This window comes from Rhodococcus sp. FH8 (assembly GCF_019266085.1).
Taxonomy (GTDB): Bacteria; Actinomycetota; Actinomycetes; order Mycobacteriales; family Mycobacteriaceae; genus Rhodococcus_F; species Rhodococcus_F qingshengii.
Genome location: NZ_LPNQ01000057.1, coordinates 421,279 through 436,185 on the forward strand (window position 1 = coordinate 421,279; position 14,907 = coordinate 436,185).

Here is a 14,907-nt window from a genome sequence, read left to right on the forward strand (position 1 = left end):
CCCGATCAGAAGAACTGACCTTTCACGAAACCTGCGAGTAGGACGGCAAATCCGCCCACCTCACCGAGAATCAGCAGGAACATCCCGAGGTGCAGGGGCGGACCGGCGGACTCGAACTGATTGTCGGTGTCCTTCATCGCACCGTGAGCGATGTAGCTGAATATCGCTGCGAGAAAGAAGAACACGACCACTGCGGCACTGGTCAGGTTGATCCACGTCGGCCACGCACCGAGTTCGACGAACACCGCGATCAGCAGCGTCGCAAACGAGTACATCAGGGCAGCGCGGTGTGCGATGTCGACATACGGATGGGCGAGGTGATTGTCCGAAGTGGCCATCTGTCGGTATTTCCAGATTCCCAGGCACAGGGAGAGAAGGAAGATCAGACCGGCCGCGAGAAGCGTCAGTGTCGTGTCGATCCCCAGCGTCATCTGCCCACCCCGCAGTGCGTTTCCAGCGAGTCACCGCTGGGTGATCCAGCCGAAGGCTTGTCGTAGACGACAACCAGCACCACCGCACGATCCGCCGACACCGACCGCATCCGGTGCGGCGTATTCGCGTCGAAGTACAAGCTGTCGCCGGCGTCGAGGTGCATCGTCTGCCCGGGGATTTCGAATTCTACGGATCCGGAATGCACGAACACGAACTCCTCTCCCGTGTGGTCCATGAACTTGGGACCCATCACCGAGGCCGGATGAACCACGAACGGCTGCATGGCCTTTCCGACCAGTGAGGGCGCGATCGGATCGTAGACGGAAGACTGCACGGAGTTGGCCGGGTCGATCACGCGGTCCTTCGCGCGCACGATCGTCATGGCATTTCCCTCCATACTGTCCGAGAACAGTTGCCCCACATCGGCGTCGAGCACACGCGCAATCTTGAGTGCCACCGCGATCGACGGGGTACTGATACCCCGCTCGACCTTGGAGAGATAGCTCTTCGTCAGACCGGTCTGCTCGGCCAGGCCCTCGAGCGTCAGACCGGCACGACGCCGATGTGTTCGCAAAAACGCTGCCATTCGGTTCCCCTCACGAGACTTTGTGTCATCACCCTACCAATACATTGACCTGCGGTGATCAGCGATGCAGGAATCGAGGGTTGCACATTTCCGCCCTATATGACACTTTGTGTCTTATAGGTGACTGAATGTCATTGATTCCCGGGTCCCGAGAAAGGCACACCCCATGACCGACACGATGCATGCGAGCAAGCAGGAACTCATGGCCACCGCCGAGACGAAGATGCTCACCGAAGTAACGACAGGTAGTTGGACTCTTCGACAGAAGATCGCACTGACCTGCCGGGCACTGTCGGACGCCGGCCACGACTCCGGCCTTGCCGGACAGATCTCCGCCCGCGGTGAGCAGCCAGGAACGTTTGTCACACAGCGACTCGGCCTCGGGTTCGACGAGATCACCGAGGACAACCTCCTGCTCGTCAACGAGGATCTCGAAGTCCTCGACGGGGAAGGCATGCCGAACCCCGCCAACAGGTTCCACAGTTGGATCTACCGCGCACGACCCGACGTCAACTGCATCGTCCACACACACCCACTACATGCGACGGCGCTGTCGATGCTCGAGATTCCCCTCGTCGTCTCCCAAATGGACATCGCGCCGCTCTACGACGACTGCGCATTTCTCGCCGACTGGCCCGGGGTTCCCGTGGGAAACGAGGAGGGCGAGATCATTTCGGCTGCACTCGGCGACAAGCGGGCAATTCTGCTCGCCCACCACGGCCAACTCGTCGTCGGCAACACGGTCGAAGAGGCATGCTCTCTCGGGCATCTGATCGAGCGAGCGGCCAGACTGCAGTTGCTGGCGATGGCTGCCGGAGACATCAAGCCGCTACCGCCTCGCCTGGCGAAGGAGGCACACGATTGGACACTGACTCCTCGGCGCAGCGAGGCGAACTTCGCTTACTACGCCCGTCGCGCTCTCCGCAATCATCCCGACACACTGACCAACTGACTTTTGTTTCCCACCAACAGAACTGAGAGCCTCATGAGCAGCACCATCAAGGGAATCGTCGCCTATCCCATCACCCCGTTCGACCGGGACACCGGAGCATTCGACCCCAAGCCGCTACACACGCTCCTCGACAGCATGATCAGCAGTGGTGTCGACGCGATAGCCCCACTCGGCAGTACGGGCGAGAGCGCCTATCTCGACGATGCAGAGTGGGAGACGGTAGCTCGGGAGACTGTCGACTACGTCGACCGCCGAGTCCCCACCGTCGTCGGAGTGTCGGATCTGACGACGACGGGAGCACTCCGCCGAGCATCGATCGCGGCAGACGCCGGAGCCGACGCAATGATGATCCTCCCCACGTCGTACTGGCATCTGGGTGAGCAGGAGATTCGTGAACACGTCACCGCGGTGGCCGATTCCGTCGACATTCCCACGATGATCTACAACAATCCGGCCACCACCGGGATCGACATGTCGCCGGAGTTTCTCGTCGATCTCGTCTCCACCGTCGACGGCATCACGATGATCAAGGAATCCACCGGCGACATCACCCGGATGAACCGCATCAACGAACTGAGCGGTGGCACGATCCCCTTCTTCAACGGCAGCAATCCTCTTGCACTGCAATCTTTCTCTGCCGGTGCAAGCGGATGGTGCACGGCAGCCCCGTGTCTGGCCCCCGAACAGGTGGTGCACTTCTGGCGTCTACTCGAATCCGGTGATCGGTCGGGTGCCGCCGCTGTGTTCGAACAGATCGAGCCGCTACTGAAGGTCCTCGTCAGTCGCGGACTGCCGTCGACGGTCAAAGCCGGGTTGGAATCTCTCGGCGTCGACGCCGGCCTTCCCCGCCGGCCCCTGCTGTCCCTCGACGACAACACCAGGACAGCTTTGTCCGACGCTCTGTCGGTGGCTCGCGGTGTAATCGTCGCGTCGTGACCTGACGTGGGAGTGGGTTCCGGCAAGATGGGATGCACACCGACCGAAGGAGGGGCACCATGTCCGTAGATTCACGGTCTGCGAGGATCGCCGTCACCGGCGCGACCGGTCATATCGGCGGACTGGTGGCCCGGTCGTTGGCCGACGCCGGTGTCCCGCAGCGGCTGATCGCACGGTCGGTCAACCGATTACCGCAGCTCCCCGGTGCCGATTCGGCCGAGACCACGTACGGGGATCAGGAGCGCGCTCTCGCGGCTCTGGCCGGAATCGACACCCTCTTCATGGTCTCGGCGGCCGAAAGCGCAGATCGCCTGGATCAGCACCGCACCTTCATCGACGCCGCCGCGGAGGCCGGGGTCAGGCACATCGTGTACACGTCTTTCCTCGGCGCTGCTCCGGACGCGACGTTCACGCTCGCTCGCGATCACTGGGTCACCGAAGAACATATCCGCGCTTCCGGGCTCGCATTCACCTTCCTGCGCGACAGCTTCTACCTCGATTTCCTACCCGCTCTCGCCGGTGAAGACGGTGTGATCCGCGGACCCGCAGGGGACGGTCTCGTCGGCGCGGTAGCGCGCTCCGACATTGCTGCCGTCGCTGTGTCGGTTCTGCAGGATCTGGATTCTCATGTCGGACAGACGTACAACCTGACCGGACGGGAGGCACTGACGCTCTCCGAGGCCGCGAGCATCATCACCGAAGTCACCGGCAAGCGGACCACGTACGTCGAGGAAACGCTCGAGGAAGCTTACGAATCGCGGGCGTCGTACAACGCACCCGTTTGGGAACTCGACGCGTGGGTGTCGACGTACACCGCAATCGCGCAGGGTGAATTGGCGCTGATCACGGGCACCGTGGAGGACCTTGTCGGCCGGCCTGCGCTCACGCTGCGTGAATTCCTCACAGCAGAAACCGCCTGATGCCACCACGCAAAGCAACCACGGCACGCAAGGCTGCCGCAAAGAAGGCTGCACCGAAGAAGGCTGCACCCAAGAGGAACACGACCAGAAAGACCGCCCCGAAGAAGACTGTCGCAAAGAAGAGCTCACGCGCGACGATGCCGGATGTGCCGACTGCCGGCCCTGGTGAGAGAGTCTGGCTCCTCGACGTTCCCTTTCGGACGCCGGCGCCTGGTGCGCAGTTCGTCAAGAAATGGAAGAGCTACGCGTGGGTCGGTACGGAGTTGCCCGTAGAACTCGCTCCATTCAAGGCACTCCCCTTCTCTTATCAGCAGTGGGTAGAGGACGACATCAATGACAGCACCGGTGAACGTCCCGTTGCTGCACCCAAAATTCCTCGGCCCGAGCAGGTTTCGGGGGCTGCAGCCGTCGTCGATGCCGCTCGCGCCGGCAAACGCGGATTTCTGTTGGCAGACAATGCAGGCCTGGGTAAGACGCTGATCGCAGTGATGTCGGCCAAGACGATCGCCGAGGAGCGCGGCGAAACCAACATCCTCGTCCTCGTCGATCGACCCGCACAGATCACCATTCCGCATTGGCGCTATTCCATCGCCTCGGTGGGCGACGGTGGGTTCCGCTGGCTGATCATGTCGCCTGACCAATTGAAGAAGCTGATCGCGCGAAACGGCCGCCCCAAGTACACGTTCGGTGTGGTGATTGCCGACGAGGCCCAGCTGTACAGCAACGACACACAGCGCACGGCGGCATTCGAGAAGGTCGCGCGCTTTTCGAATGCTCACGAGAAAGCGCCGTTCGTCCTGTCCGTGACGGCAACACCGGGACACACGCCGGCCGACCAGCGTTACCTGGCACCGCTTTTCGCGCAGCTGCATTCAGAACCTTCGGAGTACTGGTCCGACCTGGGCGCCAGGCTGGTCGAGTCCGGCCTTCCGCTGGACAAGTCCTACGGGAAGTGGACGTGGAGCGCAGAGGCGAAGGAATCACCTACGCTGCAATCTCGAGCGCTCGAGACCGTGCGTGGGTGGATGTCGAACAGCAAACCGCCCTTGATGATTCATCGACCGACTCCGTGGGGACCTGTTCCACTCGACGGTATGCCGATCGACCTCACCCATGCCCAGCGCGCCGAGTACGAGACGGAGTGGGCCGAGTACGCCTACGAAATGGGATTGGCCCGCAAGAGTCGCAACATCGCGCGCGGCCGTGCGCTGGTTCTGCGCTACCGACAGAAAGCGGGCATGATCCGCGCCGAGTCGACGGCACAGTGGGCGCAGGCGCAGGTCAAGGCAGGCAAGCAGGTGTTGGTGGCCGTCGAATTCGTCTCCACGGCAGGTGATCCACTGGTCGAGATGATCGAAGACGCCGGGATCTCGGTGGCAAAACTGTTCGGTGCGGTGCCGGACAAGGAGGGTCAACGTCTGCGGTTTCAACGCGGGGACGCACCGGTCATCGTCTTCAATGTCACGACCTCGATCTCGCTCCATGCCAACGAAGCACTCCCGGACGGCACTCACGCGTCCCCGTTGCCACGGACGGGAATCTTTCATCAACCGCGATACTCAGGGATCGCGGCAGAACAGACGTTCGGTCGGTCGCATCGCGACTACCAGACGTGCCCGTGGGTCATACCCTTCGGCGTGGGCACCAAGGAAGAGGACGTCGCCACGGTCATGTTGCGCAATCTCAATTCGGTCACAGGTCTGAAAGGTGGTGATCGATCCGGTCTGCGGTCGCTGTCCGAACTGCTCGGCGTCGAGTGGCTCGAGCCTGATGTCTTGACCTCGGAGGGTTGATCTTCCAACGACCGTCCAACGCGCACAAACGAACGGTTTCGGCGGTATGCCCCAATTCCACTCCACCAAAACCGAATTCGGCTGACCGCTTCATTCCTTTCGGGACCTTGGGACTCAGGTATCTGTGACCTGACGTGGCAGACTCTTCCGAGTCGAGGTGCACCAGCCTCGAAACAGTGCCGAGAATGCGAGGGGTCCGATGCGCAATATCTACCGGTCATTGATGCGCAATGTCGGCCATACACAATGGTTCTCGGATCTCGGCAAGGATCTGGTTCCGCTCGATCGAGCAGTGCAGAGAGTGTCGGGAGGCAAGCTCTCGCTGGTCGGAGAGAACACCGTGACTCAGCTACTGCTCACCACGACGGGCCGTAAGACCGGCCGTTCTCGAACCACGCCACTCCTGTACGCACCCGACGGCGATGCGTTTGTCGTCGTCGGTTCGAATTGGGGGCAGGATACGCATCCAGCATGGACACTCAATTTGATGGCAAACCCCACCGCAATCGTGACAGTGAAGGGCGTCGAAATACCGGTCGGTGCGAGTCTGGCGGAGGGCGCCACGCGTAAGAAGCTGTGGGAGCTCGCGACCACCACGTGGCCGCCGTACGAAACCTACGCCGATCGAGCATTCGGGCGCCAGATCCGCGTATTTCGACTCCAACCTGTCAAATAACTGCTGCCGGGCGCAGGATGGGAAGGACCACCCTGCCGATCTCAGGAGCATTCGCGAATGTCCACAGCACTGACTCACGCAGAAGACACACAGATCACAGCTTCCAACGGGCGGATCGCACTGGAGCCGACCCCCGCCGAATTCGAGCCTTCTTCGCTGGTCACGCCGTCGCAGACACCACTCGTTCGGTATACCTTTTCGAACGCGGCCGCCTGCCGATGTACTACATCCCCCTCGCGGACGTTCGTACCGAATTCCTCGTCCCGACGTCGACGACCACCCATTGCCCATGGAAAGGTGACGCCACCTACTGGACGATCGAGATCGGGGATCGCCGGGCCGAGGACGCCGTCTGGACCTACCCTGAACAGTTCGACGGTTCCCTGGATCTGAGTGAGTACGTCGCATTCTATTGGGATCGCATGGACGCCTGGTACGAGGAGGATCAACAGGTCTTTGTCCACGCCCGCGATCCATACGTACGTATCGACGCACTCCCCTCGTCCCGCCACGTCCAGGTTTTTGTCGGCGACGTACTGGTCGCCGAGACGAGACGACCCAGACTGCTCTTCGAAACCGGACTGCCCACGCGGTACTACATTCCGAGAATCGACGTTCACAGCGAGTACTTTGCGCCGTCCCCGACCACCACGGCCTGCCCCTACAAGGGCACTGCGTCGTATCTGTCGTTCACCGGCACAACCGAACTCGCTCCGATCGAGGATCTGGCGTGGTTCTATCCGTTCACTACCGCCGAAGCGTCCGGGATCGACGACCACGTGTCGTTCTTTCCCGAACGCGTCGGCAAGATCCTGGTGGACGGTGCCGAAATCTGAAAGGTGCTGGAGCCGAGAAGGTGTGGGTGCCTATCCCACTGCAACAGGGGATTCCGGGATTCGCAGTTCTGCCGTCCCCAGTCGGCGATCACGCACCCACACCATCGCCGTTGCAACGGAGAAGACCAACCCGGCGATGCATACTCCGTTCCAGCCGTACGACTTCCACACCACTGACCCCACCGCCGAGCCCACGGCAGCACCGACGAAGTAGGTGGTCATGTACACGGAATTCACACGCGAACGTGCTTCGGGGACAAGGGCGTAGATCACGTTCTGGTTGCTGACGTGCACTCCCTGCAGCGCGAGGTCGGCAAGGACGATGGCAACGAGAAACCACACCACGTGGGTGGCACCGGCGACAAAGGGAAGCCACGACACCAAGAGAATCGCGATGGCGCCGCCGGTCGCCAGCTGACCCAATCCCCGATCGGCCAGCCTGCCCGCCACCGTCGCCATCAAAGCTCCCGCCACACCGAGTAGTCCGACCAAGCCGATTTGAGTGTCGCTGTAGCCGAATTCGCCGGACAGAAGAAAGGCCATCGTCGTGAAGACGGTGCTGACAGCAGCAAAAGCCAGTCCGCCCATGGCCGATCGGGTTCTCAGGCGCGGCAGGGTCGCAGCCAACTTCCCTACCGAAGCGAGCGTTGCGCGGTAGCTTGCCTTCGGGCGATCTGCGGAATCGGAAGGCAGAGATCGCCACAATGCCACGGCCATCACCACCATCAGCACCGCCGCAACCTTGTATACCGTCGACCAACCTCCCAGTCCGGAGAGGACGCCGGCAACGCTTCGCGCCAGCAGGATTCCGATCAGCAGTCCACTCATGATCGTGCCGACCACCTGACCGGACCTCTCAGGTTCGGCCAGTGAGGCGGCAAACGGAATCAGCACCTGGGCGGCGACCGAAAAGACTCCAGCGACAGCGATTCCCACTGCAAGCGTGGCAAAGTTGGGCGCAAATCCGCTGACCGCTTGACCGGTCGCCGCCAGCAGCATGAGCCCTACCGTCAGCTTGCGTCGGTCCACCATGTCGCCCACCGGAACCAGAAGTATCAATCCGAGTGCATACGCGACCTGCGCGATGGTCACCGTCGCGGCCGCTGCGGAGGCCGACACATTCAGGTGATCTGCGATGGAATCGAGGAGTGGCTGGTTGAAATAGTTACCGCCCGCGCACAGGCCCGTCGCTGCAGCCATCAGCAGCACTATCGGTAGTCCGAGCCTCGGACGCGCGTCGCTTGAAATCATGTCGTTAAGCATGACCGCCTACACCGACGCGCGTCCAATAGATAGATATGCATGATCTATCTCCAGAAACGATAGATTGGTGCAATGGAACTACGTCACATCCGCTACGCCCTGGCAGTCGCGGAAGACAGACACTTCAGCCGAGCAGCGTCGCGGTTGCACGTTTCCCAGTCCGCCTTGAGTGCCCAGATCAGAGACCTCGAAAAGGAACTGGGAGTCGAATTGTTCAACCGGAACAGCCGAAACGTCGGCCTGACTGCTGCAGGCGAGGTTTTTGTCGCCCGCTCCCGCGAGGTACTCGGCGCCGTGTCGAGACTCGTCAGTGATGTCTCCGCACGGAGCAACGAGCAAGTGCGGTTGACGGTCGGCACCATCACCTCGGCGGGGCGCGTCGACGTCGGACGCGCGCTGGCAGATCTGACACGGCGCCACCCTGCAATCAACATCACCGCGCGACCGTACGGCAGTGAAGTAGTTATCGAAGGAGTCCGGTCCGGTGCAATCGACGTCGGCATTGTCGGATTGGCCGCAGGTCGCCTACCCAAGAGCTTTGCCGCCGCGCCACTGTGGAGTGAACCCACCGCAGCGTTCGTTGCTCCCGACCATCCCTTTGCCCAGGCTTCGTCGATCAGGCTCGAAGACCTACGCGATCACACTCTCGTGGACTTCGCCTCCGGCAGCGAGGCCCGTGTCCAAACCGACCAAGCCTTCGCCGAATCACAGGTCCCTCGGGGAAAAACACTTGAAGCCAACTCGGTAGACCTGATCTGTTCACTGACCGCCAACGGCCTGGGCGTAGGTTTGCTCCCCCAGTCCATGAGCGCCCTGCACTCCGAATTGGTCTGTATTCCGATCACCGATGCGCCGCATCGGATCGTCCACGCAATCACCGAACCCACCCATTCGTCGGCACTCGCCCGCGAGTTCGTCGAACTACTCGCAGCGCAGTTCGCTACTTGAGCAGTTTCGACATTCGCCTGTCCGCCAACGGCTTACCGCCGGTCTGGCACGTCGCGCAGTATTGAAAAGAACGCTCCGCGAACGACACTTCGCGTACGACGTCACCGCACACCGGGCACGGAAGTCCGGTACGAGCATGTACTCGCATCCCCGAGCGTTTCTCACCCTTGAGCCGGGCCGCGTCCTGACCTTCCGAACGCTCGATCGCGTCGGCCAGCGTGGATCGCATCACGGCATACAGCGTCGAAATCTGATCCGGCGTCAGCCGCGACGAGGTCGCGAATGGCGAGAGTTTCGCGGTGTGGAGGATCTCGTCCGAGTAGGCGTTCCCGATACCGGCGATCAACGACTGATCGACTATCGAGTTCTTGATCCGCGCCGACGTTCCGCCCAGAATCTGTGCGAACTCGGCTTCGGTCACAGCCATCGCGTCCGGCCCCAACCGGGCGATGCCCGGAACCTCCTGCGGATCGTTCACGACCCAGACGGCGAGGCGTTTCTTGGTGCCGGCTTCGGTGAGATCGAATGCCGGCGTCGAACCTTCGGGTGTGAAGAAATGAACGCGCAGCGCCAACGGCCCCTTCCCCGGCTTCGGCGGCGTCGCCGATGGATTGTCCAGCCAGCGCATCCAGCCGGCACGGGAGAGATGCGTGACCAACCACAGCCCGTCGCAATCCAGAGCCAGATGCTTCCCGAAGCGGGCGGCGCCCGTGACGTCACGCCCCTGCAGAGCAGTGATCGGCGGATCGAAGGTCTTGAGCACACTCAATGCAGCGATGTCGACGCGTCCCACCACTGCGCCGACCGCGTGCTGACGAAGGAACCCTGCCAGCGCTTCCACCTCGGGTAGTTCAGGCATGGCAACAGACTAACGCCGACCACGGACACTCACAGCGCGCTCAGTCCGTTTCCGTCTGCAGCACCACCGAATGCCCACCGCGTGCCTTCGCGGAGTACATCGCCCGATCCGCTCGCCGCAGCAGAGTCGGGTATGCGACCAGCGCATCATCCGCTGATTCGAAAGGCCCTGCAATCTTCGCGATTCCGACGCTCATCGCCACCTCGGGATGATCGGGCGAGGTGATCGTCGAACGGAGTAGCTCATGTTCGAGTCGATGGAACGAGCGTTGATCGACCGAATCGACGATGACGAACTCGTCGCCGCCTATCCGTGCGATCAAGGCCGCCGGGCCGGCGCATTCGACCAGTCTCGATCCGACTTTTTCGATCACAGCGTCACCGACGGTATGTCCGTACTCGTCGTTGATGGCCTTGAATCGATTGATGTCGACGGCGGCGACTACCAAGAGCGCCGAGTGCGTGTACGACCGCTCCAGCAACAGTCGCACTTCGTCGGCCAGTCCCCTCCTGTTGAGCAGTCCCGTCAGTGGGTCCAATTGCGAGTTCAACGCGTCGGTGCCGAGGATGGAGAAAATGAACTGACAGGCAAAGGGAATCACGTAGATTGCCGCGCCGACCAGTACTACCAACGCGACCAGAACCGGAACATCCACATCGTTTTCGACCACCGCCGTACGTGTCACGATGCCGATGACCACGACGAGTACCCACAACATGTGAAGGCTCTGTATTCGAGCATTGTGGAAGAACGCGATGTATCCGCCGATCACCGAGAACATCACGGCGTGTGCCAGTGCTGCAAGTGGATTGGAGTACAGCAGCATTGCGGCCGCTATTCCCACTTCCGAGTAGAGCACAAAGGCGTAAGACCAGGAACGGGAGAGATTGCGCCTCGTCGAGAGGGCGACGGCCATCATCACGGTTATGACCATGATGACTGCGTTCGCGGTGCGCGCGTGCGCAGTGGTCGGGCCCTGTGGACTGAAGCGAGTGAGGAACATGATCACGGTGACCAGCACCAACGAGCAGACGACGAGAAACCGCGAGGCGACGGTCAACCCTTTGTCCGCGAGATAGCGATTGAAGGTGTCGAATTGGTCCGGACGCCGATACCAATCGACAAGTTGAGAAGAGATCAGCCGGAACGCGGGACCCGAGAGCGGTCGTCGAGACGCCACGGCGTCCGAACGCTCAACACTCTCGGCAGATTCCATAGGGTCAGGGTAATCCAGTCAACTCCCCGCAATCAGACAATTTTCACTGTTTGCCGTCCCACATCACAACCCGATCGCCGCCGGCGGCCTTCGCGCGGTACATCGAGGCATCGGCTACTCGAAACAGTTCCGTCAACTCCTCGTCGGAAATAATCGACGACCATTCGGCAGAGGTGATCGCGACTCCGACGCTGGTGGTCACTACCGGATCACGATCGTCGATTCGCAAGTGCCTTCGCAGATTGTCTTCGAACGCAGGCGCTGCGCCGACGTCTATCGTGTCTACCAACACGAACTCGTCCCCACCGAATCTGGCGAAGAGCGCCTTCTCGCCGCCGCACCACCGCAGTCGATCAGCAATCTGGCGAAGTACGAGATCGCCTTCTTCGTGCCCCTGTGAGTCGTTGACGCTCTTGAACGAATCGACATCGACAATCGCGACGACATACGACGACTTGCTCGACGCATGCCCCGTCGCCCCCATTTCGACAACAGCTCGCTGCAGCCCGCGCCGATTCAGAAGCCCTGTCAACGGATCCACATCCGAACTGTCCGCGTCGGAGCCGAGAAGTGAGAGGACGAACTGGCAGGCGAACGGGATGACCACGATCCCGGTGGCGATGATCAGGCACAGTGCTGTGGCCAACGCAGGATCCGCGTAGACCGCGACCTTTCGGCCGACCACTGCCAGAATCACGATGGACAGCGCGATGTGGATCGCCTGGAGTCTCGCGTTGTGAAAGTACGCGATGTAACCACCGATCAGTACGAAGAGCACACACTGGATCAACCCGATGAAAGGGTCGTTGTTCAAGAACACACCGACGAATACGCCGACCTCGCAGTAGGCGACAAAGAAGTACGACCACCGACGCGTGATTTCGGGCAGAAGGCAGAAGAGCACGATCACCGCAATCGTGACGGCGATGATAACGGCGTTGACGACGCTGGTGACGTGGTTGTGCACGCCCGCGTCGCTGAAGCGCAGCAGAGTCATCGCAATGATGACCGTCGTCAGCGAGCCGATGACCAGCAATCGGACAGCTAGCTCCAGGCCCTTCGTGGCGAGGTATCGATTGAAACTGTCGAATTGATCAGGACGCCGATACCACTGAACCAGAAGGCCGAAAGCCGACTTCACAGCTGATTTTTCACGGCCACGCGGCGCGGGCAGAATCGACTGCAGTCGGTCCTGCCCGAACGATGTCATGCGCAGATCATAGGTGCGCGGACCGTCGTTCGGGACCAAGAGTGCAGGATCGAGGCGGCAAATTCAGGGTCGGTTGTCAGCGCCGAACGAGGTACGTATCCATGATCCAACCGTGCTTCTCACGCAACTCCGCCCGGCGAGCGACGATCCGATCTTCGACGTCACGCAGTTTGCCGGAAATCAACTCCTCGTCCGGGGTCCCGAGGTACGCGCCCCACCAGATCTCGGCGTCGTTTTCGCTTACCTGAGTGAAGGTGCAATGCGCGTCGAGCATCACGACGGCATTGTCCACGCCGTCGGGCAATCCCTCGGCCAGTTTGCGGCCGGTCGTGATGTGGATGGGTTCGCCGATTCGGTTGAGGACGATTCGGTGTTGTGCAGCCAGCGACTGCACGCTGGTGATTCCCGGGATGACGGAGTAGTCGAACGAAACTCTCCCGCGAGCGAGCACGCGCTCGACGATCCGCAGAGTGCTGTCGTAGAGGGAGGGATCACCCCAGACGAGAATCGCGCCGACGCCAAGTTCGGCCGCGAATTCCGCTTCGAATTTCGCGGCCCGACGCTCGTGCCAGTCCTCGACAACCCCCTCGTAATCGGTGGGGGTTCGGTCCCGCGGCGGGTCCGTGATCTCGACCACCTTGTAGTCGAGGTGAACGTGCTCGTCGAGAAGGCCGGTGCGCAAGTCGACCAGGGCCTGCTTCTCGTCACCCTTTCCGATGATGAAGAAGGTATCGGCCCTGTTCATAGCCTTGATCGCCTGAACCGTCACCTGGTCGGGATCACCAGCACCGATACCGATCACCAAGAGTTCGCGCATGTGCCGAGGCTATATTGCCGTGCGCCCTTATTAACCGCCGGAGGTTAATAAAGGCGCACAGCAGGGCAGGCCCTAGACTGATTCCCGTGACTGTCTCCACTGCTTACGAAGACCTCCTCCGGCTCGTCATGGAGACGGGTACCGCCAAATCCGATCGAACCGGAACCGGCACCCGCAGCATCTTCGGTCACCAGATGCGTTTCGATCTTGCCGACGGCTTTCCGCTCGTCACCACCAAGAAGGTCCACCTCAAGTCGATAGTCAACGAACTCCTGTGGTTCCTGCGCGGCGACTCCAACGTGGCGTGGCTGCACGAGCACGGCGTCTCCATCTGGGACGAGTGGGCCGACGAGAACGGTGAACTCGGCCCCGTCTACGGCGTCCAGTGGCGTAGCTGGCCCACCCCTTCGGGCGAGCACATCGACCAGATCACGCAGACCGTCGAGACTCTGCGCTCCAACCCCGATTCGCGGCGGATCATCGTTTCGGCGTGGAACGTCGCCGACATTCCGCAGATGGCCCTGGCGCCGTGCCACGCTTTCTTCCAGTTCTACGTCGCCGACGGCAAGCTCTCCTGCCAGCTGTACCAGCGCAGCGCCGACATGTTCCTCGGCGTTCCGTTCAACATCGCCAGCTACGCGCTGCTCACCCACATGATGGCCCAGCAGGCCGGACTCGACGTCGGCGAGTTCGTCTGGACCGGCGGCGACTGCCACATCTACGACAATCACGTCGACCAGGTGACCGAGCAGCTCGGCCGCGAACCGCTGCCGTTGCCGACCCTGAAGCTGAACAAGCGCGACTCCATCTTCGACTACACCTTCGAGGACGTGGAGATCGTCGACTATCAGCACCACCCCGCGATCAAAGCCCCGGTAGCGGTCTGACGATGACCGATCGCACAGTCACCCTCATCTGGGCGCAGGCCCACGGCGGCGTCATCGGCGCCGACAACTCGATCCCGTGGCGCGTGTCCGAGGACATGGCTTACTTCAAACGCGTCACCATGGGCCATCCGGTAATCATGGGGCGGCGCACCTGGGACTCCATTCCATCGAAGTTCCGTCCGTTCAGCGGGCGTCGGAACATCGTCGTCACACGCGATCCGCAATGGCACGCCGAAGGCGCCGAGGTAGTCCACAGGCTGGACGACGCCCTGGCGTTGCCGGACGGTGACGTCTTCGTCGTCGGTGGCGGGCAAATTTATTCGGCTGCACTGCCATTCGCAACGCATCTACTGGTGACCGAGATCGACCTCGACATCGCCGGCGATGCTTTTGCTCCCGAGATCGGCCCCGAATGGAACCTGAAATCCGACGAGCCCTGGCAGACCTCGGAGAAGAGCGGCCTGCGCTTCCGCTGGTTGGAGTACACGCGCTGACCGACTTCCGCCGATAACGAGGCACCTCGCGAGTGAGTCGGTCATACTCCAAGAAGGACATTCACCGCTTCCGAGAGGTCTT

15 protein-coding genes and 1 pseudogene are annotated in these 14,907 nt (G+C 61.5%); 9 read left to right on the forward strand and 7 right to left on the reverse strand.

The window, feature by feature from the left end; all coding sequences use genetic code 11:
- Positions 1-5: 5 nt before the first annotated feature.
- Together ATN38_RS04635 and ATN38_RS04640 are read right to left on the reverse strand one after the other, a co-directional pair.
- On the reverse strand, positions 6-431 hold the full coding sequence (locus ATN38_RS04635; RefSeq protein ID WP_054825559.1) for a hypothetical protein: 426 nt from the start codon (positions 429-431) through the stop codon (positions 6-8).
- Positions 428-1,018, reverse strand: coding sequence for a helix-turn-helix domain-containing protein (locus ATN38_RS04640; RefSeq protein ID WP_003946400.1), 591 nt, complete (start codon positions 1,016-1,018; stop codon positions 428-430). The genes ATN38_RS04635 and ATN38_RS04640 overlap by 4 nt, the downstream gene beginning before the upstream one ends.
- Before the next feature lie 166 nt (positions 1,019-1,184).
- On the opposite strand from ATN38_RS04640, the gene ATN38_RS04645 reads away from it, so the two are divergent.
- The 6 genes and pseudogenes from ATN38_RS04645 to ATN38_RS04670 all read left to right on the forward strand — a co-directional run bounded on the left by ATN38_RS04645 (position 1,185) and on the right by ATN38_RS04670 (position 7,131).
- Positions 1,185-1,970, forward strand: a complete 786-nt coding sequence (locus tag ATN38_RS04645; protein WP_054831664.1) for an aldolase — start codon at positions 1,185-1,187, stop codon at positions 1,968-1,970.
- A gap of 33 nt (positions 1,971-2,003) precedes the next feature.
- Positions 2,004-2,906 carry a dihydrodipicolinate synthase family protein gene (locus ATN38_RS04650; protein WP_218747643.1) on the forward strand — a complete coding sequence of 301 codons (903 nt, stop codon included), beginning with the start codon at positions 2,004-2,006 and terminating at the stop codon, positions 2,904-2,906.
- 59 nt (positions 2,907-2,965) lie between these two features.
- The gene (locus ATN38_RS04655) at positions 2,966-3,826 is read left to right on the forward strand and encodes an SDR family oxidoreductase (RefSeq protein ID WP_218747644.1); all 861 of its coding nucleotides are present in this window, start codon (positions 2,966-2,968) and stop codon (positions 3,824-3,826) included.
- On the forward strand, positions 3,826-5,619 hold the full coding sequence (locus ATN38_RS04660; protein ID WP_218747645.1) for a DEAD/DEAH box helicase family protein: 1,794 nt from the start codon (positions 3,826-3,828) through the stop codon (positions 5,617-5,619). The genes ATN38_RS04655 and ATN38_RS04660 overlap by 1 nt, the downstream gene beginning before the upstream one ends.
- Before the next feature lie 199 nt (positions 5,620-5,818).
- Positions 5,819-6,295 carry a nitroreductase/quinone reductase family protein gene (locus ATN38_RS04665; protein WP_003946395.1) on the forward strand — a complete coding sequence of 159 codons (477 nt, stop codon included), beginning with the start codon at positions 5,819-5,821 and terminating at the stop codon, positions 6,293-6,295.
- Positions 6,296-6,352: 57 nt separating this feature from the next.
- Positions 6,353-7,131, forward strand: a pseudogene (locus ATN38_RS04670) (DUF427 domain-containing protein).
- 30 nt (positions 7,132-7,161) lie between these two features.
- Here ATN38_RS04670 and ATN38_RS04675 read toward each other — a convergent pair.
- Entirely contained in the window at positions 7,162-8,394 is a 1,233-nt protein-coding gene (locus ATN38_RS04675; RefSeq protein ID WP_218747647.1) for an MFS transporter, read from the reverse strand.
- Positions 8,395-8,466: 72 nt separating this feature from the next.
- Between ATN38_RS04675 and ATN38_RS04680 the strand changes: the two genes are divergently transcribed.
- A complete protein-coding gene (locus ATN38_RS04680) occupies positions 8,467-9,342 on the forward strand; it encodes a LysR family transcriptional regulator (RefSeq protein ID WP_218747649.1) in 876 nt (291 codons plus the stop codon).
- On the opposite strand, the gene ATN38_RS04685 is transcribed toward ATN38_RS04680, so the two are convergent.
- From ATN38_RS04685 to cobF, 4 genes are all read right to left on the reverse strand, one after another.
- The gene (locus tag ATN38_RS04685) at positions 9,335-10,201 is read right to left on the reverse strand and encodes an Fpg/Nei family DNA glycosylase (protein ID WP_003946349.1); all 867 of its coding nucleotides are present in this window, start codon (positions 10,199-10,201) and stop codon (positions 9,335-9,337) included. The genes ATN38_RS04680 and ATN38_RS04685 overlap by 8 nt on opposite strands.
- A 40-nt stretch (positions 10,202-10,241) precedes the next feature.
- On the reverse strand, positions 10,242-11,417 hold the full coding sequence (locus ATN38_RS04690; RefSeq protein ID WP_218747650.1) for a diguanylate cyclase: 1,176 nt from the start codon (positions 11,415-11,417) through the stop codon (positions 10,242-10,244).
- Between the two features lie 43 nt (positions 11,418-11,460).
- Positions 11,461-12,627 carry a GGDEF domain-containing protein gene (locus tag ATN38_RS04695; RefSeq protein ID WP_003946342.1) on the reverse strand — a complete coding sequence of 389 codons (1,167 nt, stop codon included), beginning with the start codon at positions 12,625-12,627 and terminating at the stop codon, positions 11,461-11,463.
- 76 nt (positions 12,628-12,703) lie between these two features.
- The gene (gene cobF / locus ATN38_RS04700; RefSeq protein ID WP_218747652.1) at positions 12,704-13,444 is read right to left on the reverse strand and encodes a precorrin-6A synthase (deacetylating); all 741 of its coding nucleotides are present in this window, start codon (positions 13,442-13,444) and stop codon (positions 12,704-12,706) included.
- An 86-nt stretch (positions 13,445-13,530) separates the two neighbouring features.
- On the opposite strand from cobF, the gene ATN38_RS04705 reads away from it, so the two are divergent.
- Together ATN38_RS04705 and ATN38_RS04710 are read left to right on the forward strand one after the other, a co-directional pair.
- Positions 13,531-14,331 (forward strand): thymidylate synthase, encoded by an 801-nt coding sequence (locus ATN38_RS04705; RefSeq protein ID WP_003946427.1) that lies wholly within the window; start codon positions 13,531-13,533, stop codon positions 14,329-14,331.
- A 2-nt stretch (positions 14,332-14,333) separates the two neighbouring features.
- Positions 14,334-14,825 carry a dihydrofolate reductase gene (locus tag ATN38_RS04710; protein WP_047272583.1) on the forward strand — a complete coding sequence of 164 codons (492 nt, stop codon included), beginning with the start codon at positions 14,334-14,336 and terminating at the stop codon, positions 14,823-14,825.
- Positions 14,826-14,907 lie beyond the last annotated feature (82 nt).